Origin of the sequence: Paenalicyclobacillus ferrooxydans, assembly GCF_001399675.1 — a bacterium.
GTDB lineage: Bacteria > Bacillota > Bacilli > Alicyclobacillales > Alicyclobacillaceae > Alicyclobacillus_B > Alicyclobacillus_B ferrooxydans.
In genome coordinates this window covers 51,285-71,064 of record NZ_LJCO01000069.1, presented here as the reverse complement: position 1 = coordinate 71,064, position 19,780 = coordinate 51,285, and the positions used below count along the sequence as shown (strand labels likewise).

Here is a 19,780-nt window from a genome sequence, read left to right as displayed (position 1 = left end):
CGGTGGTCGTCCCGGGGGCCCTCCGCTTCCGTCAGTTGTGACGGGGTGCGCGGCGAAGCGCATCGAGATCGGCATGTTGGCGATCCAGATGTTCACGCCCATTGCGGCGCTTCAGGTTCTTGGGTTCCAAGGTCAAATCTACGTCGTTCAAGAGGCGCGCCACGCCAATGAGTTCATCCTTGTCACGTGAATGGTCATGCGTGCAGGACGGCGGGCAGCCCTGATCTTCGTAAATCGGTTCGTGATAGGTGGTGATAACACCTTCAAAGTTGCGCAGGATGACTTTTCCGTGTCCCTGCGAGATGAGGTACTGTGGTCCGACCGGGATCTTGCCGCCCCCGCCAGGCGCATCCACGATGTAGGTCGGGATGGCGTAACCGGAGGTATGACCGCGCAACTGCTCCATGATCTCAATGCCCTTCGCCACACTGGTCCGGAAGTGCTCAATGCCCTCTGACAGGTCACATTGATAGAGGTAGTAGGGGCGGCAGCGGATCTTAACGAGATCGTGCAAGAGTTGCTTCATCACGTGTACGCAGTCGTTGACACCGCGCATCAAGACGGTCTGGTTGCCAAGCGGCACACCGGCATCCGCCAGTTTTTCGCAAGCTGCTGCAGCTTCCGGCGTGATCTCGTCCGGGTGGTTGAAGTGCGTGTTGATCCACACTGGATGATACTTCTTCAGGATGTTGCAGAGGTTATCGGTGATCCGCTGCGGGAACACGACTGGCGCCCGGGTACCGATCCGGATGATTTCAACATGCGGAATCGCACGGAGCTCACTGATAATGTATTCAAGGATCCGGTCATTCACGAGCAGACCGTCGCCGCCTGACAGGAGCACGTCGCGAACCTCTGGCGTCCGCCGGATGTAGTCGATGGCCGCATCGAGCTGCGGTTTCGGAACCGCGTGGCCGACCTGACCAGAGAAGCGGCGGCGCGTGCAGTGCCGGCAGTACATCGAGCACTGGTTGGTGATGAGGAACAGCACACGATCCGGGTAGCGGTGCGTCAGACCGAGCACCGGGGAGTCCTCGTCTTCGTCGAGCGGGTCTTCCATGTCCCATGGGGATCGCTGCATCTCATTCGACAGCGGTACGGCCTGCATGCGGACCGGATCGGTCGGATCATCCGGATCCATCAACATGGCGTAGTACGGTGTAATCCGGAGTGGAATCGACTCGCGCACGTTTTCCACGCCGCCAATCTCATCCTCCGTCAGATTGACCACCTGTTTCAACTCGTCGATGGTGTTGACGGTGTGCGTCAATTGCCACTTCCAGTCGTTCCACTGCTCATCGGCAACGTCCTTCCACAACTCAACTTCGCGGAAGTGGCGTTGTTTCTTTCCATAACGGTGGGTCAGGTTCTTTTCGAGTAAGCTCATGGGTCATCCTCCTTTAGGGTAGACAGCTAAGGTAAACGGCTAAGGTAGACGGGTGGGCGCGGGCCCAGGCCGTTTAGGGTATCAAGGTGTGAATCTAGCCGAATCTAGCCGGTTCAAGATTTCAGGGCGTTAATCTGGCCGGCCATTGTCACTTGAGCAGGTTCCACGCAGCCGATTGCAACACCGTTTGAGTGGTGGCTGTTGTAGAGGTAACCGGTTCACATGGGCCCCTCTGGTCTAGTCACTTTGCGCCGGCAGCAAACTTCTGTTCAAAGACCTCCAGCAAGGCCGGTGTGTCGCGAAGAAGGTTGAGCGCGTGATCGGCATGGTCTTTGCAATACCCGTTGCCAATCATGAGGTCCACATCCTTGCCGACTCCCTCGGCGCCGAGTGCGGCAGCTGTGAAACTGGTCGCCATGCTGAAGAAGTAGACGGTACCGCGGTCCTTCGCACAGAGGATCGAGCTCATCTCCGTGCCAGGGACGTTCACACAGTTGATGACGACGTCTGCCAACTCTCCACCGAGCGCGTCCGTTACGGCTTGATAGACGTCGGCTGACTTGGTTGCATCGAGGTTGAGGACGACGTCAGCGAACCCGAGCTTGCGAATCCGCTCGCATCCTGCGTCCCCGTACTCAATGGCGACAATCTTGCCGTCACCCGCCGACTTTCTTGCCTGTGCGAGCACGGTCAACCCGGACTTTCCGCCGGCTCCGAGGAGCACTACAGTGTTGCCCGGCTTCACTAAGCGAGCGGTTTGAGCCGGGGCACCGCAGACGTCGAACATGGCGAGCGCGATCCGATCCGGCAGATCCTCCGGCATCTTCGCGTAGATTCCGCTTTCAAACAGTACCGCCACAGCCTCCACGTCGAGTTGCGCATTGTGCATGTCGACGTGATGAATCTGGCGTAACTCCAGTGGTGTCAGGGATAGGGAAACGAGGGTTGCAACGCGATCGCCAACCTGTACATCCCCTCTAGCCTCGATGCGCGATCCGATTTCCTTCACCCGGCCAATCAACATCCCGCCGGACCCTGTTACGGGGTTGTGCATCTTGCCGCGATCGTCGACGATTTTTTTGACCTCTTCCGCCACGCGGGCAGGGTCGTTGTCCGCGACTGACTTGATCTGCGTGAACGAGGCCGAATCGATATTCAGCATCTCGACGTCAATGAGAATCTCACCCCCGCGGCACACAGGCGTGTTGTCAACCCTCCAGGCGGCCTGCGGCATGCTCCCCTCTGGGGTCACCACCCGGTAGAGACCGTAGGGATCGTCGGTCATTCCCGAGTCCGCGTGAACGCTGGGGGCGCTTGGCAGACCCGTGGGCGGCTGGCTCGGGTTCGGCTGGCTCGGGTCCGGCTGGCTCGGGTCCGGCTGGCTCGGGTCCGGCTGGCTCAGGGGCGGCTGACCCGTGGGCGTCTGGCTCGTGGGTGTGTTCACAGGGCCCGGGCTGGTGGCGTGGCCACTTTGGCCTCCCTCAGCGCTGAGGCCTAGGTTGGTGTGCGAATTGTTGTAGGTGTGCGGCATACCCTTCTCCCTCCTGACACTGGTGTCTTATCTGAAAGAAAGAATTATGAAAAAAGTGTGCCACCAGTGCTTTGGTCGGGAGGTCGAGGGGCGGGGCACGACAGCGAGGGGGGGCCTGCTAAGGGAAAATACTTCCCTTGTAGGCCTGGATTTTAAAAGACCAAATGGAATAGAGGACGAAACGTCCTCTATCATCCAAATTCAAGCCAATCCAGGGATGATTTGAAGCTACAGAGGAAATTCCGGGTCTTATTTCGTCAGGGGACAGCGAAAAAGGGACGGTAAGGGAACTTTTGTACGCTACCGCAGAATACCCAGGTAGGTATTTTGTTGATACAAGGGTAACAAAGCACGTTGTGGGGTGCTGAAGGGAACTTTTGTGCCTTAGCTCAGAGGCATACCCATACAGGTATCATCGCCACGTACAACCACATACAGCCACATACAGCTAGGTGCAGCAACAAACATACAGACTCGTACCACAAGCCCATAGACGGCCCGCAGACTAAGTTAAATCCAGTTGTTTTAGGCGATACTCCAGGGTATGCCGAAGGATGGCCAATGTCTCGGCGGCCTGTTTGACGGTCCCGTGGGCTGACGCCAAGGCATGCTTCAAGATAATCCGTTCAAAACCACTTTGTAATTCTCTCCAACCGACCGTGCGTGGCTGTGATTGCTCGATGTTATGCCAAAACTCTGGCAGCCGGCCTCTTCTAAGGCATCTACCCGCTGTTCTTGTGCTTGATTTTCGGCACAATCCACTTTGCCCGATGACTCTTGTGCCGAATTATCGGCGCGCGCATCTACTACGACCGTTGAACGCATGTGCCTCTCGAAATGCGTGGCTGTGTTCCCGGTCTCCATCTCCATCTCCATCTCCATCTCCATCTCCATCTCCATCTCCATCTCCATCTCCATCTCCATCTCCGTCGGGAGGTCGGAGCACGATGGTGAGTTGGAGTGGAGTCACTACAGCGAGCCGGATGGGGGTGGGGCGTGCTAAGGGAAAATGCTTCCCTTGTAGGCCTGGATTTTAAAAGACCAAATGGAATAGAGGACGAAACGTCCTCTATCATCCAAATTCAAGCCAATCCGGGGATGGTTTGAGGCTACAGAGGAAATTCTGGGTCTTATTTCGGCAGGAGACAGCGAAAAGGGGAGGGTAAGGGAACGTTTGTACGCTATCGCAGAATACCCAGGTAGGTATTTTATTGATACGAGGGTAACAAAGGACGTTGTGGGGTGCTGAAGGGAACTTTTGTGCCTTAGCTCAGAGGCATACCCATACAGGTATCATCGCCACATACAGCCACATACAGCCACATACAGCCACATACAGCCACATACAGCCACATACAGCCACATACAGCCACCTACAGCTAGGTGCAGCGACAAACGTACAGACTCGTACCACAAACCCATAGACGGCCCGCAGACTAAGTTAAATCCAGCTGCTTTAGGCGATACTGCAGGGTCTGCCGAGGGATTGCCAATGTCGATGCGGCCTGTTTTACGTTCCCGTGGGCTGACGCCAAGGCATGCTTCAAGATAATCCGTTCAAAACCACTTTGTAATTCTCTCCAACCGACTGTGGGTGGCTGTGATTGCTCGATGTTGTGCCAAAACTCTGGCAGCCCAACCTCTTCTAAGGCATCTACCCACTGTTCTTGTGCTGGATTTTCGGCACAATGCACTTTGCCCGATGACTCTTGTGCCGAATTATCGGCGCGCCTATCTGCTACGACCGTTGAATGCATGTGCCTATCGATATGCGCGGCTGTGTTCCCAGCCTCGCGTCCATCTCCGTCGGCAACTCCATCTCCGTCGGCAACTCCATCTCCGTCGGCAACTCCATCTCCATCGGCAACTCCAGCCCCTCGCTCACCGCGCTGGCCATCGCGACCGAGCCCTGGTGCCCCCTGCAGGCCCACCCCTGTCCCCGCCTCGGCACCGTCCTCACCCAAACCGTGCTGACGGGCGAAGTTCCGCAGGTGCACGGGGAGGCTTTCGATACCGATCCACCCGTCATCGATCAAGTTCATCGCCGCCTCCAGCGCGTTCTCAAGCTCACGCACGTTGCCAGGCCAAGTGTAGACAGCAAACAGTTCTGCCACATCCTTGGTCACACCGCGAACGCGCGCGCCGAAACGGCCATTCAGTTTGCCGATGAAGTGGTCGGTGAGGAGAGCGAGATCGACATGGCGATCCCGCAAGGGCGGCAAATCAAACCGCACCACGTTGATGCGAAAGTAGAGGTCACCGCGCAGTTGCCCCGCCTGAACCGCATTCTCCGGGCGAAGGTTCGTCGCCGTGATGACACGGACGTCGATCCGTCGAACATGAAAATCGCCAACGCGCATCAGCTCGCCTTCCTGCAGGACGCGCAGGAGTTTCGCCTGAAGTTCAAGCGGCATCGACTGGATCTCGTCAAGAAAAATTGTTCCTCCGTTGGCGAGCTCGAACAACCCTGCCCGATCTTCGGCACCCGTAAAACTCCCCCGCACCGTGCCAAACAGGATCCCTTCGAGCAGCGACGCAGGAAGCGCCGCACAGTTCAGCGCTAAAAAAGGTTCCTGTTGCCGCGGGCTGGCGTTGTGGATGGCCTGAACCAGCAGTTCCTTGCCGGTTCCCGTCTCTCCGTAGATGAGCACCGGAGAACTCGTCTGTGCCGCGCGTTCGGCTTGGCGTTTGATTTCGAGGAGCGGATCATACTTCGTTAACAGGTGTGAAAAACGGTAGACGGCCCTCGTCGATCGGTTCTCTGCCGATCCGCTTGCCGATCCGCTACCTGCAGCCCCCCTCTTCCTGCTCGATCCGGTGACCTGCGCTTGCAACTCGAGCACCTGCTCCGACAGCCGCTTGACCTGGGTGAAGTCTTTCGCCACCTCAAGCGCGCCAACGAGGTGGCCTTCCGAGAGGATGGGCAGGCTTGTGTTCACCGTGTGGACTTTAACGCCAAGGTAATTGGTGTAGGTCTGCGGGCGATTATAGATAGGCTTGCCAGTTTTCAGGACCTGAAGCAACGTGCTTGTGCCGTTTTCGAGTGACGGAAAAGACTCGAGAAGGTGTTTACCGAGCACATCTTCCGGTTTGAGGCCGTCGAGGCGCGCAGCAGCACAATTGTAGACCGTTGTCTCACCCGCGAGATTCACGGCATGAATGCCTTCATCAATGGTATCGAGGATCTCAACGAGTCCGTCGCGGCTTAAATCGAGATCGGCCACTGCGTGTGCCTCCTTTTGATATGCCTGAATCCACCGGTATATCTGGGTCCCACCGCTACATCTGAGTCCCGTCGCTATGCCTGAATGCCGCTACCGTGCCTGAATCCCGTCAACGCGGCTGGGGCGAAACCGGAGTTCACGTCCGGGTGAAGCGCATACTGAGCTCAATATACTGTGTGACATCAGACATGGTCATATCGTATGCCACGTCAATCAACCCGCCGGTTGGTCCGACCTCAATCCGTAAGCTGCGCGTCCGCAGCTTCACCTCAATGGAACCGATACCTGGTACCGTCATCAGAGACGATCGTACATCCCCTGTTTCGAAAATGTGTTCCCATTCAACACCGCCATGCCGTTGCCACGTCAGTGTTGTGGGCTCTAACCGGCAGATGGTCAGGTTCGGAGGTTCGTCGGAGGCAGCCAAGGGGGAGGCAGCCGATCCGGATCCCCCTCGGCGATTCGGATTCTCTGGTGTCTCCCGGTAAGAGATTTCATGCACGTTTGCACTCTGCTTCCAGCGAACTTGTTGAACCGTCTGCTTTTCCTGTTCGTCCCACGGCTGGCCGGTTGTCAGATGGCCTAAAAATCGGTTACGCCTCGAGATGCTCAGTTCAACAGGAACCACGAAATCGGTCTCCGAAAACCAGAAGTCCCTCATCTGATGCCCTCCTTCCCGTTAATCCCTTGGGTGCAGTAGACCCCATTGGCCCATTGGCCTCGACGAAACAGCCGTAACTCCGTGCTGGCTCGCCTCGCAGCCTCGCAGCCTCGCAGCCCGTTGACCCCCGCGGCCCGGTCCAGCCCACAATTTCCCTACTTCACAAATGCCAGCAAGGCCTCGCGGATCAGCTTCGCCGCCAGGATCTGCGACAGCTCGCTGGGGTCAATCGGCGGGGAGATCTCCATCAGATCGAAGCCCACTACGTTCAATTCCGCTAATAACTTCATCGTTTCGAAGCCTTCGCGCGGGTCGATGCCACCGTGTTCAGCTGTGCCTGTGCCAGGGGCGTAAGCGGGATCGAACACGTCAATATCCCACGTCACGTACACCGGTTTCCCCTTCAGCTCCGGCAGCACCTTCTTGAGCGGCTCCGCTACGTCAAATGGGTAGAAGTGCGTGTTCTCCTTTGCCCAACGAAACTCATCGCGGGTGCCTGAGCGAATGCCAAACTGGTAGATCCGATCGGGTCCGATAGCATCACAGGCCTTCTTGATGATGGTCGAGTGCGAATAGGGCTCGCCCTCGTATTCGTCACGCAGGTCGGTGTGTGCGTCGATGTGGACAATGTGCAAGTCAGGGTACTTTTCCCACGCTGCACGGAGCGGCCCCCACGTAGCAAGGTGCTCACCGCCAAGGCCTATCGGCAGCTTGCCGTCAGCGTACACCGAACGCACATACTGATACAGGGCTTCGACACTCTTCTGCGGGTTGCCAAACGGAAGCGGTACGTCGCCCGCGTCAAAGAAGGTGATGTCCGATAAATCGCGATCGAGATACGGACTGTACTCCTCCACCCCAATCGAAACCTCGCGGATGCGGGCCGGTCCGAGGCGTGTGCCCCCGCGGAAGGAGACCGTCCAGTCCATCGGCATCCCATAGATGACTGCTTTGGCTGCTTCATAATCTTCGCTCGATCCGATGTAGACGTTGCCGCTGTATGCGGGATCGAGCGGGCGGCGGGCCGCCCCGGCCGTGGTAGCTGGCCCGCCTGTGCCACCTAGGCCTGAGCCTGCCCCGGAAGCGTTGCCGACTCCGGCAGTTGATCCCATCGTTCCTCCATTGAAGTTATGCTCGCCTGCGCCACTCATCCCTTGATCAACTCCTGAACAAATGGGGGTAACGCGAAGGCTCCCTTGTGCACATCGCTGCTGTAGTACTTTGTGCCCGTCACGCGTTGCGGCTGTTGGTCTTGGAGCGGGTTATATTTCTTCGATCCCATTGTAAAGCTCCACATACCGGTCGGGTAGGTTGGGATGAAGGCTAGATACATGTGTGTCTGCGGGAACACGCTCTTGATATCCGCGTTGACCTGGCTGATGAGCTTCTGGTTCGCGAACGGCGATTCCGTCTGCGCGACAAACAGGCCATCGTCTGTCAGGGCCTCAAAGACCAGCTGGTAGAAGTCGCGGGCGAAGAGGCCGACGGCGGGACCTATCGGATCGGTCGAGTCAACAAGAATCACGTCAAACTCACCTTTGTGGTCCTTGACGTATTGGATACCGTCCGTGACTTGGACGTCCACACGCGGGTCAGCAAGGCCGCTCGCAATCTGCGGGAAGTACTCTTTGGAGGTCTCGATGACGCGTCCGTCGATCTCGGCTAGAACCGCCTTCTCAACCGACGGGTGCTTGATGATCTCGCGGATAGCCCCGCCGTCTCCGCCGCCAATGACAAGCACGCGCTTTGGATTTGGGTGGGTGTGCAAAGGTACGTGTGAGATCATCTCGTGATAGACAAACTCGTCCTTATCCGTCGTCATCACGCAACCGTCGAGCACAAGCAGGTTGCCGTACTGCTCAGTTTCCATGATATCGAGCGTTTGGAACTCCGTCACTTCGCTATGAATCGTTTTATTAATACGAAGGCCAATCGAGAGGTTATCGGATTGGTACTCGGTAAACCACAACTCTGCATTTTTCACTTGAACAATTCCTCCTTCATATGTACAAAACCGTTTTGTACAAGCCGTTCATCCGTTGTGGCCTGTCGGCCGACAGTGCCGGGATGGCTGGCGGGCCGCGATGATTTAGCGGAACTGAGTTCCTCTATGCGCGCTCAGGCCGCGGGCCGCGATGATTTAGCGGAACTGAGTTCCTCTATGCGCGCTCAGGCCGCGGGCGGCGATGATTTAGCGGAACTCAGTTCCTCTATGCGCGCTCAGGCCACGGGCGGCGATGATTTAGCGGAACTGAGTTCCTCTATGCGCGCCCAGGCCGCGGGCGGCGATGATTTAGCGGAACTGAGTTCCTCTACGAGCGTCCGGGCCACGGGCGCCGATGATTTAGCGGAACTGAGTTCCTCTACGCGCGCCCAGGCCGCGGGCGGCGATGATTTAGCGGAACTGAGTTCCTCTACGAGCGTCCGGGCCACGGGCGCCGATGATTTAGCGGAACTGAGTTCCTCTACGCGCGCCCAGGCCGCGGGCGGCGATGATTTAGCGGAACTGAGTTCCTCTACGATCGCCGAAGCCGCGTGCGCCGGTCGGTGCGCCCGGGGATCGCACCCGCAACACCGCCCCGCACGCGCCACGGGATCGCACCCAGCGTTGCCGCCCATCGACAGCAGCAGGCACATTCTGTCGAAAGTTATGCCGCCCGTATTATACCAGATTGGAAGACTGTGCATACTAACCCTCGATCAGCAACATAAGGAGGTTTTGGCTTGCCCATCCAGCAACAAACAACATATGTGTTTAACCGGCAAGGGCGCTCCCAGCACAGAAGCTCCCAGCACGGCAGCTCCCGCCAAAACCGAAATGATCACAACCGTCCACCTCACCAAAACTGGTGGGCACGGTCTCCCTGGTGGGCGAAATACGTGTTTCTTCCGATGACCCTTGGTTTTGCAGGAATGACAACGCTTCTGTTGGCGCTGAAAGCAACCCCGTTGCCGGACCAAAGCTTTCTCGATCCGACCCGAATTGAAACGGAACAAGGGAGCGTCCTGTCTGAGTGGACCCTTCGTGGTGTACGAAGTGAGCAAGTTCCAATCGATCAAATCCCGATTCAGTTACAACAGGCTACCCTTGCGGTCGAGGATGCCCGTTTTTATCAACACCATGCGGTCAGCCCAAGGTCGATGTTCCGCGCGCTTCTCGTCGATGCCAAGAGCGGGCATGTAGTTGAAGGCGGATCGACCATTACACAACAACTGGTTAAAAACCTCTTTCTCAGTCAAGAGCGGACAATCACTCGGAAAGTCCGCGAGGGTCTGTTATCCCTGCAGCTTGAGTTGCACGAATCTAAGCAGGACATCCTGACCCAGTACCTGAACACCATTTACTACGGCCACGGTGCTTATGGTGTTGGCGCTGCTTCACGCCTGTATTTCGGAAAACCCGTGTCCGAGCTCTCGCTTGCGGAATCTGCCATGCTCGCCGGTCTGCCGAAAGGACCGAGCATCTACTCCCCGTTGCTCCATCCGGAAGCGGCGAAGGACCGGCAAAGACTAGTGTTAAACCGAATGGTTCAGGTTGGAGCACTGACTCAGGAACAGGCAGATGCAGCATTTACACAACCGCTGCACTACCATACTGCACAAGACCCGACGGCCTCTGCACCTTATTTCACACATACAGCACTCGAGGAAGCAAAGGATCACTTCCACATCAGCAGTGACGAGTTGTATCGGGGCGGCATCCGAATTACAACCACGCTCGATCCGGTTTTACAACAAGCCGCAGAACACGCAGTTGTGAGCACCCTGCCAAAGGGCAGCTCGATCCAGGCAGCTCTGGTTGCCATCGATCCGCAAACCGGTGCCATTAAAGCCATGGTTGGCGGCAAGGATTACGCAACCAGTCCATACAACCGAGCGTTTGCTGAGCGGCAGCCAGGCTCGACCTTTAAGGCCATTCTGTACACCGCTGCTCTCCAGCACGGATGGACGCCTGCCGAGCAAGTGAACAGCGAGCTGACTACCTTTTTGTACGACAAGTCAAAACTGTACACCGTTCATGACTACGGTGAGTTTTACGCACACCGGCCGCTCACCATGCGGGAGGCGCTCGCTCGCTCCGACAATGTGTACGCAGTGACAGCGAATCTCGACGTCGGGCCGCAAACCGTGATCGACCAAGCCAGAAAGATGGGCGTGACAACACCGCTGCAGCCGTACCCCGCGCTCGCGCTTGGGGTATTCCCAACAAGTCCACTGCAGATGGCCACCGTGTACGCCACCTTGGCAAACGGAGGATATCGGATCGTGCCGCATACGGTAGACGAAGTCCGTTCCTCGTTTACCGGATCCGTGCAGCAGTTTGGAACAGAGAAGGACAAAACACGCGTCATTCCGGAGGCGGTTGCGTTCCAGATGACCGATCTGATGAAGTCTGTCCTTGGCCCAGGCGGCACAGGGTACAAAATCCACCAATACATGCACGGCCCGGCAGCCGCGAAAACAGGCACCACAGACACGGACGCGTGGATGGTCGGGTACACGCCAAAACTCGTCTGTGCCGTATGGGTCGGATACGACAGCAACCATCCTTTGTCCCTGGATGAAGAACATCTCGCCGGCCCCATTTGGGCGAAGTTCATGGGCACCGCCCAGCAGCGCCTCCCATCCGATTGGTACCGCCCGCCGCTCGGTCTTGAGAAACGGGTTATCGATCCGGTGACCGCAGAACTAGCTACCAAGAACTGCAGCACCACCGAGACGGATTACTTTACACCCGGCACTGCACCAAAAGAGTTCTGTTCGCTTCATGCGGAACAGGTACCTGAAGAGCATCAGGTGGAGAAGACGCCTTGGTGGAAAAAATGGTTTTGGCGATAACCATGCGTTCCAGCTGCCACCATGCGTTCTAGCGACCACCATGCGTTCCAGCTGCCATCATGCGTTCTGGCGAGCATCATGCGGCCTTAGCGACCACCATGCGGCTGTAGCGACAAACGTGTAGGTTTGGCGTGAACTATGTGGGTTTTGGCGATGAATATGGTCTTTTCAGAAATCTTTGCAACTGCAAGCGGTTTCGCGGCGTACAGTGGTAGTGACAGTACAGTGATGATGGTACAATGACCTCAAACTATGAGAGGAGCGTGGGCCCGTGGAGCAACGTTTATCAGGGCGCGTTCGAGGAATAGCGCCATCGGCGACGATGAGCATCGACGCCAAGACCAAGGCCCTGATGAAAGAGGGGCAGCCAGTCGTCAACATGAGCGTTGGCGAACCGGACTTTGATACACCGAAAGCAGCTGCCTTTGCTGGAATTAAAGCGATTGTCGATGGACAAACACGCTATACTCCTGCAGCAGGGACGCTCGAGCTGCGCAAGCGGATCGCACAGAAGCTCATGACCGAAAACGGCCTGCAGTACACGCCTGAACAAATCGTCGTATCTTCCGGCGCGAAACACTCGCTGTTCAACATCTTTCTTGCTATCTGCGATCCCGGTGACGAGGTCATCCTTCCTGCACCGTATTGGGTGTCTTACCCAGAGCAGATCCGACTGTCGGGTGCAGAACCTGTCATCGTCTCCTGCAATGAAGATACCGGTTTTAAGATGACGCCAGAGCAGTTGAAAGCTGCCATCACGCCGCGTACAAAAGCGGTCATGTTGAATTCGCCGAGCAACCCAACCGGTGCCGTCTATACAAAAGACGAATTAAAGGCACTCGGCGAAGTTCTCGTGCAGTACGATGTGTATGTGGTTACCGATGAGATTTACGAACGACTCGTCTACAATGTGGAGCACTACAGTCTTCCGGCCCTAGTTCCCGATCTGATGAATCGCACGATTGTCGTCAACGGGTTCTCCAAAGCGTTTGCGATGACCGGTTGGAGACTTGGATACTTGGCCGGACCACAGGACGTGGTCAAGGCTGTCTCCAGTCTGCAAAGTCACGCCACCGGAAACCCTGCCAGTATCTCGCAAGCAGCGGGTATTGTAGCCCTCGACTCGTTTGACCCCGGGATGGTCGAAGCGTTCCACGAGCGCCGGGATTACCTGGTTAGTGCCTTGCAAAACATGAACGGTATCCAGTGTCTGGTGCCCGATGGAGCATTCTATGTATTCCCGAACATCTCCGGACTGTACGGCAAGTCACTGAACGGCAAACGGATTGAGACCTCAAATGATTTTTGTACCCTTTTGCTCGAGACCGATCTCGTTGCCGCGGTTCCCGGCGAAGCCTTTGGAGCACCGGAAAACATGCGTCTTTCCTATGCTACATCGATGGAGCAGATCAAAACGGCCGTTGAGCGGATCGAGCGGTTTATCTCGCGCCTCGAATCGTAGTCTCCAAAGAGGAAATAATGACTCAGTCCAGGAAACAGGCGGCCCGTCGGTTGAAAGACGGTACCGCCTGTTTTTGCGCCGTTATGCGTTGTGCGTGTCTGGGTGAACTTCGCCGGTGTGGTCAGTGAATTCGTGATCATTCTCGATTCGGATGTACCCACTGTTGTGAAGCTCTTGCATCACTTCAAACAAGCTGTCCTTTTTATCCATGGGAAGCGCCCGGACAAATTCATTGATGTCCCGTGCATGCGCTAGCTGCGTAAAGTGGACGCCTCCGTACCGGGCATGCAGAGAACGTTCCCTCTGACTCCTGTCCTTGTCCTCAGCCAAGTATCTTCCCCCATTCCGTCGGCTTCTGAAGCCTGATCCATTTGTAAATCAACTCGCATGTAGTTTGGCTTTGCTCCCGGCACATCATGCACCTTCCGTCACGGTCGGGTTCAAGTCCAGTCACCGAATCCCTTGTCCGCCCATACAATACAGTAGTTGGCAAGTTGTGCACAGAGACGGAGGTGAGACCATGGCCCAACCAAGCAAAGTCAGAAAAAGGCCAGGTACACAGGTTAAGTCGGCCGGTCCAGGGACGTCACGAAGACCAAAGCGTCCGGCAAAGCGCCCAGCGAAAGCGTCCGGAGGGAGCAGCGGCTTGCCAAGTAAGACGAATGCAAGCAGCTCGGGCAGCAAGAACAGTCTGTCAAAACTCCTATCACCCGAGAACATTCAAGAAACCATCAAAAGTGTTGGCAGTTTGCGAACTCAAGTAAAAAAATGGATGACGTATCTGCAACAGGCCGACCAGGTCTTGGACACGGTATTTGTAACCACAAATTCATTGCGGGAAACCGGAGTCCTTGACAAGCTCATCAAACAACGCGGCAAGAATCTGTCTACCGAGGACTTTACAAATATCCTTGTTGCTCTGATGAATTCACCGGCAGGAAGCCAAATTTTGAAGGGGATGGGCGGCGGATCCGATGACTCCGACAACGTGGAGCAGGTAGAAGCACCTGCTAACCAACAAGCGTTGATTGAGGGTCAGCCAGCAGCTGCGCAGAGGAACCCTCAGCCCCGGCGACAGCAACCTCCCCGGCAGCAAGCACAGCGCCGCCCGGCGCGTCAGCAACCCGCCGGGCGGCCAGCCGGACGTGCAGGATTCCCCGGATAGGCTGATTCCGGTTCTTCGTACAGCAAGAAGGGCTGGCACGGTGTGCCAGCCCTTTACGGTTTCTCTCCCATCAACCCAGAACGGGCCGCCTCATCATTGCGACGAGACGGTCCGCCTTGGCTGCGAACCCTTTGTTACTTGCTCTTGGGAACAAACTTCTTGATTTCTTTCAGGGTGTCTCCATCGACGTTCTTGCCGTATTTTTTGACGATGTCGTCCACATTGGCATTCGGTCCGTTCTTCGTTGCGTCCTTGTACGCATTCACAAACTGCTTGATCCGCTCTTCCGGCACCGGCAACCCGAGCTTTCCAGCGAAGTTCTTCGCCAGTTTTTCAACCTCATTCGGGTCTTTCCATTGGTCCGGCTGAACCTTCTTCACATCATCCAGGATTTGAAAAATCGCTTTTCGTTTGCCAGACAGATTCTGCTTCAAATTATCTATCGGTTTTTGAGAAGAAGCAGTTTGTGCCGTCGGCATCGGAGACTGAATTGACTGCGCCGGACTGTTGGGAGCAACTTTCGCTTGCCGTTTCTTGGCTACTTTTTTAGTGGGTCGCTTCCGCACAGTGGTCCCTCCTCTGTCGAGTTACGCTCCCGCAGGAGCCTCACCATACTGTATGGTTGCGACCCGGAAGATGCCACGTCGAATCCCCGAAACGGGCTCTATTTGGACTCTTGTCCAGCGGTTGTTCACCACGTTGCCTTGTTGTTCACCACTTGGCCTTTAGGAAGGGTGTTTCAGGAAGGGTGCCGCCGGCAATGTGCAGTCCCCAACACCTCGACCGGGAGGCAGGAGGCTAGCCGATAGACCGGATGAGCCACTGCTGGGAACCCGGATCAAGCGCCAAAATCAGATGGTACTTTGTCTGCTCCGTCTTCCCATCTTTAAAATGAATGTTCGCGTTCGCAATGGCTCCAAACGAGTTTGGATTCATGTATTGAATGGATTCTACCGTGACCGCTGATGACTGAATCGGGTGATTGTAATCGACGCCGCTTCTCGCTGCAGAGGCGACGGCTTGAGCAAGCCCAGGTATTAAAATTTGAGTGATATCGACTTGGTATTCGGCTGCCGTCTTGTCGTTGTGCGACTGAAGGTACCTGTCGACGAGGTCCTTCGCAACAGTCTTCATCTGAGCATCAGTCATGACAGGGTTGCTGCTCGTACTGGCAGCGTTTCCTGCACTTCCGCTTGTCCCTGTCACGTTCCCTGAACCAGTCGCTGTTGCATTGCCCGAGCCGGCTGCTGGTGTAGTTGTGTTTGTATAGATACTATTTGTCGCCGACGTGTTGGCCTGGTTTGTTGTGTTGGTCGCGCACCCCGTAATAAAGCCCATCGAGGTGAGCGCGATAAGCGAGATCCCCGTAATCATTCGTTTCATGAAGTTCACTCCTAATTTCAGCATGTCACTGTCGATGGGGCAAAGGAATAGATCGAGATTCACTGTATCACAAAATGCGGACAAGGCTATAAGTCTGTCGTAATTACTCGACGTAAATCATCTTGCGGGTCATGCCACCGTCTACAACAAGGTTGGTCCCGGTCACGAAATCGTTATCCGGATCAGTCAGGTAAAGACAAGCTTTGGCGATATCCCCCGGATGGCCCACCCGGCCTGCGAAGTGTTGTGCGTGATCCGCTTCACCCAACGCTTCGTAGTCACCCGTCTCAATCCATCCCGGGCTGATGGCATTCACCCGGATGCCGCGGGGTCCGAAGGAGGCTGCCAGTGCGTGTGTCAGGGCTAGAATGCCTCCCTTTGATGCTGCGTACGCCTCACTGTTCGGCTCTGACATGATGCCTCGTGTCGATGCCAGATTCACGATCGCGCTTCCTTTGGCCATATGCTGCACTGCTTCTCTTGCACACAGAAAGGTCCCACGGAGGTTTACATGAATGACTTCATCCCACTCCGCCACAGCTAGGTCTATCGGCGACTTCCAATGAGATATCCCAGCATTATTAATGAGGATGTCGATCCGACCGAACGCTTCAACGACCTCTCTAATGCCACGGGTGATCTCATCCGGTTTGCTGACATCTACCGTGGCCGTCACGGTATCCCGAAACGTCTGCGGGTATTTGGCCATGGCTTCGTTCAACAAGTTCGCGTCTTTGTCCCAACAGACGACCTGTGCACCCATCTCCGCATATGTACGTGCCACACAACGACCAATCCCGCGCCCAGCACCTGTCACAAGGACGACCCTGCCGGCAAGGCGATGTTGACTGTCAGATCTGTTTGAAGTTTGGTTTTCCACGTTATTCCCTCCATCTATCCGTTAACATGCTATCTATCCATCTATCCATCTTATCGTTTGATGAAGATACCATTCGTAAGATACCATTCATAACCCATTATTCCTAAGGTACCGGTCGTAACCCATTACTCGCGAGGCACTGCTCGTAGCTCGTAAGCGACCGCTCATAAGCCGGCGTTCGTAAGCCTCTGCTCCTAATCTACTGCCCGGTAACCAACCACTCATGAGCCACCGCTCGCAATCTACCACCCCATTTCTCAATTTCTCAAAGTTTGGATAAATTTAGTTGACTTTTAATTCTGAATTTAATATATTGGTAAGTAATAGCAAACTTGTCGAAAGGCAAGGACGCAAAGCCACGGGCCTGTCGTGCTGATGAACGCGTGTTCTCAGACCACTATGGCAGCCGGGTTTCCGGTGCTCCTGACCGTCAGAAAGGAGGAGAAATAGCATGAAAAAGTGGGCAAAAGCCGTTTTTGCGGGGCTCGCAATTGTTGCTGCTGTGGTCGTCGTCCCAGTAACCTTCCACACGGCATCGCACCATGGTTCTGCAGCAGTAGCTGCAACCACAACTACAACGACGTCCCCAAATATCATTGTTCGGCCAATATGGGATTAACGGGAAACTGTTTCAGACTTCATCTGCTACAGGGGTGGGTGCCTGCGCGCACTGCCCCTTTTCATTTGTGTTCAACATTCACTTCTGTTGAACTTCCATTTAATTTCAACTCAATTCAAGTCAATTCAACGCCCGTTTGCATGCAACGCTTCCCTTCCTAGTACTGATGGATCTTTTTATATTACAATACAAGGGGAACCAATCACTGTGAACGCACTGATGGGCAGTAAAACAACTAAGGGGTTATTCTCGATGTCACCTGGCGATCTCCCGATTTTCGATCAAACGGATCACGGCATTAAGCTCATTGAAGAAGAGCGCCGCAGAATCGCCCGCGATCTGCACGACGGTCCAGCGCAAGCTATCACCAATGTCAGTATGCGTCTGGATATCATCCGCCGTTTACTTCAAACTCAGCCTGCGCTTGTTGAGGAAGAGGTAGATCGGTTACAACAGAAGGTTCGCGTGCTAGTCAGTGACGTTCGGCGATTGATCTATGATTTACGCCCGGTGGCTGTTGACGAAGTCGGCGTGCTTCAGGCAACCTTGCAGCTCTGTGAGCGGAATCAACACGACTGGAACCTGAAGATTGAAGTTTCAGTTCAAGAGGATGTTTCGCTTGATATCGCCCCTGCTCGTCAGGTTGCGATTTACAGGCTGATTCAAGAGTTGCTGAACAATGTCCACAAACATGCCGAGGCGACAAACGTCAAGATTGCGTTCTCACAGTCAAAGAGTGACTTGATTATCCAGGTCGCAGACAATGGCAAGGGCTTTGATCCCGATTTGATACCAGAAGGGCACTACGGCCTCGCCGGCATGAAGGAACGGATCGAATACCTAGACGGTACGTTTCTTATCGAATCTGCTCCAGGTACAGGTGCCCGGTTCGAGATCCGGCTGCCGGTTTATGAATAAATAGAGAGAAAGATAAATGGGATTTGGGCTCTCAGCACGGAGAAATCACATCCTTGCTGCTAGTTCACATAGGGTATGTACAATGCGGACAGGTTGGGTTCATAATGCGAACATTACTTCATGATGCACAGCTCCAACACGCCTTAAAGTTGTCAGCAAACGGGCATCTGTATGCAGCACTTGAGAAATTCCAAGACAAACTTCGGAGTGGAGAGTACGGAGCCTCAGGTTCACTCTCGTTACTCTACGATGAAATTGGTAAGATTCAAATTCAGCAACATGATATCAATGCTGCGGAGCATTCCTTTACGTTGGCTGTCGCAGCAGCCGACACACTTGATAACCAAGCCAAGTGTCAGATTCACTTAGCCATGGCACTCCATGCCCAATCAAACTTTGACCGGGCCTACCGTTTATTGCAGGAGATTGAAAACCGGGCAGGAGCACAACTCCCCAACCTGCGAAGGGGAATTCTGTTTAACAACCTTGCCACGGTCCAATGGGCGACACAGTTTTACCGCGATGCCGTAACCAGCCTGAGGAAAAGCCTTCAGTACTTCGAGGAAGCAGACGTTGTGCATTACCATAGCACGCTCTATAACAATCTCGGTATTTGCTACATCGAACTGCGTGACTATGAAAACGCAGAGTTATGTATTCAAAAAGCCCTGGAAGCTTCGGATGCAAAGGAAGAACTGATGTTTTCATACACTGCTCTGTCCCGAATGTACCTCCACCAGGGGGATTATGAGCAGAGCATTGAATATGCAAGGCGATCCGTGCCCTTGTTTGACGAGGCATACCAGACGGCCGATCCGCTGTTGACGGCCCATCTGTGCCGATTGTACGCGGAGCTGTCGTTTCACATTGGTGATCAACGCCTTGCCAAGCAGCTGATGGAAAAGGCCGAACTCCAAGTCGGATTACTCGGCCACTGGCGAGAATTCGCCGAGATCAGAGCACGCCTGGAGGAATGGACAGACGGACGCGTCTCCCCGGACAGACATCTTGCCGGAGACACTACGCTGATGAAGCGGTTTCTACTGATTACAGAGGCCTGGAACACACAAGAGTTTATTGCAACTCGTTTTTCGGAGTTTATTGATACACGGGTCAAGTACGCAACAGAGTTGGCCCATCAACTGCAGCTCTCCGAAGAAATGAAAGTAAATCTTGTGACCGCCGCAAGATTGGCGGACTACGGCCTGACAGCGATTGGGTCCGACGTTACAGACCGACCGGATCGCTCACATACTACCTGGTTGCAATACATTCATCATCCCGAGCTGACTGTAGAAATGCTCGGTGAGCTCCAATTTTGTCCAGACGTCAACACCCTCATCTTGCGGCACCATGAGCGTTGTGACGGATCCGGTTTCCCGAACCAGGCGACTGACGTCCCCGTCAGTCCCAATGGCGAAGAGGCAGAACGTGACAGTCTGAAAGCAGCGGAAAGGATTCTGCAACTGTCAGACGCATACGCAGAATCTGTTGTTCTAAAGAGAGTTTCTCATACCGAAACTATGCAACATCTTCGGGCGAACGCCGGCGCATTTGACGAGGACGTTCTAAACGCCTTGGAGTGCCTGTTTTAACTGGAGTCGAAACAGGCCATCTATGTCAACGGGCGTCTGCGACAGCGGCGGTCTGGGCGGTCTGGCTTAAGGCTATCTGGCTTAAGGCTATCTGGCTTAAGGCTATCTGGCTCAAG

General features: G+C 55.1%; 19 protein-coding genes and 1 riboswitch. Of the genes, 7 read left to right on the top strand and 12 right to left on the bottom strand.

Annotated features, from left to right (window positions below):
* Positions 1-31: 31 nt before the first annotated feature.
* From kamA to speE, 8 genes are all read right to left on the bottom strand, one after another.
* Positions 32-1,387 carry a lysine 2,3-aminomutase gene (gene kamA, locus AN477_RS15635; RefSeq protein WP_054970096.1) on the bottom strand — a complete coding sequence of 452 codons (1,356 nt, stop codon included), beginning with the start codon at positions 1,385-1,387 and terminating at the stop codon, positions 32-34.
* A gap of 241 nt (positions 1,388-1,628) precedes the next feature.
* Positions 1,629-2,672 (bottom strand): L-erythro-3,5-diaminohexanoate dehydrogenase, encoded by a 1,044-nt coding sequence (gene kdd / locus AN477_RS15630; RefSeq protein ID WP_054970181.1) that lies wholly within the window; start codon positions 2,670-2,672, stop codon positions 1,629-1,631.
* Positions 2,673-3,423: 751 nt separating this feature from the next.
* Complete coding sequence (locus tag AN477_RS25915; RefSeq protein WP_425388194.1) at positions 3,424-3,522, bottom strand: helix-turn-helix domain-containing protein; 99 nt, start codon at positions 3,520-3,522, stop codon at positions 3,424-3,426.
* Positions 3,523-3,530: 8 nt separating this feature from the next.
* Entirely contained in the window at positions 3,531-3,836 is a 306-nt protein-coding gene (locus tag AN477_RS25070) for a hypothetical protein (RefSeq protein WP_054970095.1), read from the bottom strand.
* Between the two features lie 518 nt (positions 3,837-4,354).
* Positions 4,355-6,142, bottom strand: a complete 1,788-nt coding sequence (locus AN477_RS15620) for a sigma 54-interacting transcriptional regulator (RefSeq protein ID WP_054970094.1) — start codon at positions 6,140-6,142, stop codon at positions 4,355-4,357.
* A 136-nt stretch (positions 6,143-6,278) separates the two neighbouring features.
* A complete protein-coding gene (locus AN477_RS15615) occupies positions 6,279-6,803 on the bottom strand; it encodes a YwiB family protein (RefSeq protein ID WP_054970093.1) in 525 nt (174 codons plus the stop codon).
* A gap of 155 nt (positions 6,804-6,958) precedes the next feature.
* The gene (gene speB, locus AN477_RS15610) at positions 6,959-7,954 is read right to left on the bottom strand and encodes an agmatinase (RefSeq protein ID WP_245631850.1); all 996 of its coding nucleotides are present in this window, start codon (positions 7,952-7,954) and stop codon (positions 6,959-6,961) included.
* A complete protein-coding gene (gene speE / locus AN477_RS15605; RefSeq protein ID WP_054970092.1) occupies positions 7,951-8,787 on the bottom strand; it encodes a polyamine aminopropyltransferase in 837 nt (278 codons plus the stop codon). Before speE ends, speB begins: the two co-directional genes overlap by 4 nt.
* 75 nt (positions 8,788-8,862) lie before the next feature.
* On the opposite strand from speE, the gene AN477_RS15600 reads away from it, so the two are divergent.
* From AN477_RS15600 to AN477_RS15590, 3 genes are all read left to right on the top strand, one after another.
* Entirely contained in the window at positions 8,863-9,699 is an 837-nt protein-coding gene (locus AN477_RS15600) for a hypothetical protein (protein WP_157062001.1), read from the top strand.
* Positions 9,684-11,642, top strand: a complete 1,959-nt coding sequence (locus AN477_RS15595; RefSeq protein ID WP_245631849.1) for a transglycosylase domain-containing protein — start codon at positions 9,684-9,686, stop codon at positions 11,640-11,642. Before AN477_RS15600 ends, AN477_RS15595 begins: the two co-directional genes overlap by 16 nt.
* Before the next feature lie 271 nt (positions 11,643-11,913).
* Positions 11,914-13,104, top strand: a complete 1,191-nt coding sequence (locus AN477_RS15590) for a pyridoxal phosphate-dependent aminotransferase (RefSeq protein WP_054970090.1) — start codon at positions 11,914-11,916, stop codon at positions 13,102-13,104.
* 81 nt (positions 13,105-13,185) lie between these two features.
* On the opposite strand, the gene AN477_RS15585 is transcribed toward AN477_RS15590, so the two are convergent.
* Complete coding sequence (locus AN477_RS15585; protein ID WP_054970089.1) at positions 13,186-13,434, bottom strand: hypothetical protein; 249 nt, start codon at positions 13,432-13,434, stop codon at positions 13,186-13,188.
* A 190-nt stretch (positions 13,435-13,624) separates the two neighbouring features.
* On the opposite strand from AN477_RS15585, the gene AN477_RS15580 reads away from it, so the two are divergent.
* Complete coding sequence (locus tag AN477_RS15580; protein WP_054970088.1) at positions 13,625-14,269, top strand: hypothetical protein; 645 nt, start codon at positions 13,625-13,627, stop codon at positions 14,267-14,269.
* 134 nt (positions 14,270-14,403) lie between these two features.
* On the opposite strand, the gene AN477_RS15575 is transcribed toward AN477_RS15580, so the two are convergent.
* From AN477_RS15575 to AN477_RS15565, 3 genes are all read right to left on the bottom strand, one after another.
* The gene (locus AN477_RS15575) at positions 14,404-14,835 is read right to left on the bottom strand and encodes a hypothetical protein (RefSeq protein WP_054970087.1); all 432 of its coding nucleotides are present in this window, start codon (positions 14,833-14,835) and stop codon (positions 14,404-14,406) included.
* Between the two features lie 232 nt (positions 14,836-15,067).
* Positions 15,068-15,652, bottom strand: a complete 585-nt coding sequence (locus AN477_RS15570; protein ID WP_054970086.1) for a leucine-rich repeat flightless-interacting protein — start codon at positions 15,650-15,652, stop codon at positions 15,068-15,070.
* 103 nt (positions 15,653-15,755) lie between these two features.
* The gene (locus AN477_RS15565) at positions 15,756-16,532 is read right to left on the bottom strand and encodes an SDR family NAD(P)-dependent oxidoreductase (RefSeq protein WP_054970085.1); all 777 of its coding nucleotides are present in this window, start codon (positions 16,530-16,532) and stop codon (positions 15,756-15,758) included.
* A 315-nt stretch (positions 16,533-16,847) separates the two neighbouring features.
* Positions 16,848-16,951, top strand: a riboswitch (cyclic di-GMP riboswitch).
* Between the two features lie 32 nt (positions 16,952-16,983).
* On the opposite strand from AN477_RS15565, the gene AN477_RS24605 reads away from it, so the two are divergent.
* From AN477_RS24605 to AN477_RS15555, 3 genes are all read left to right on the top strand, one after another.
* Positions 16,984-17,151 carry a hypothetical protein gene (locus AN477_RS24605; protein ID WP_157062000.1) on the top strand — a complete coding sequence of 56 codons (168 nt, stop codon included), beginning with the start codon at positions 16,984-16,986 and terminating at the stop codon, positions 17,149-17,151.
* A 207-nt stretch (positions 17,152-17,358) separates the two neighbouring features.
* On the top strand, positions 17,359-18,069 hold the full coding sequence (locus AN477_RS15560; protein WP_245631848.1) for a sensor histidine kinase: 711 nt from the start codon (positions 17,359-17,361) through the stop codon (positions 18,067-18,069).
* A 104-nt stretch (positions 18,070-18,173) separates the two neighbouring features.
* On the top strand, positions 18,174-19,664 hold the full coding sequence (locus AN477_RS15555) for an HD domain-containing phosphohydrolase (protein WP_054970083.1): 1,491 nt from the start codon (positions 18,174-18,176) through the stop codon (positions 19,662-19,664).
* Positions 19,665-19,780: the final 116 nt, after the last annotated feature.

What these genes read in the sequence shown, in the direction of transcription:
- AN477_RS15555 (WP_054970083.1), top strand. Translation starts at nt 18,174, where the DNA reads ATGCGAACATTACTTCATGATGCACAGCTCCAACACGCCTTAAAGTTG.
- AN477_RS25070 (WP_054970095.1), bottom strand. Translation starts at nt 3,836, where the DNA reads ATGGAGATGGAGATGGAGATGGAGATGGAGATGGAGATGGAGATGGAG.
- kamA (WP_054970096.1), bottom strand. Translation starts at nt 1,387, where the DNA reads ATGAGCTTACTCGAAAAGAACCTGACCCACCGTTATGGAAAGAAACAA.
- kdd (WP_054970181.1), bottom strand. Translation starts at nt 2,672, where the DNA reads ATGACCGACGATCCCTACGGTCTCTACCGGGTGGTGACCCCAGAGGGG.
- AN477_RS15570 (WP_054970086.1), bottom strand. Translation starts at nt 15,652, where the DNA reads ATGAAACGAATGATTACGGGGATCTCGCTTATCGCGCTCACCTCGATG.
- AN477_RS15580 (WP_054970088.1), top strand. Translation starts at nt 13,625, where the DNA reads ATGGCCCAACCAAGCAAAGTCAGAAAAAGGCCAGGTACACAGGTTAAG.
- AN477_RS24605 (WP_157062000.1), top strand. Translation starts at nt 16,984, where the DNA reads ATGAAAAAGTGGGCAAAAGCCGTTTTTGCGGGGCTCGCAATTGTTGCT.
- speB (WP_245631850.1), bottom strand. Translation starts at nt 7,954, where the DNA reads ATGAGTGGCGCAGGCGAGCATAACTTCAATGGAGGAACGATGGGATCA.
- AN477_RS15615 (WP_054970093.1), bottom strand. Translation starts at nt 6,803, where the DNA reads ATGAGGGACTTCTGGTTTTCGGAGACCGATTTCGTGGTTCCTGTTGAA.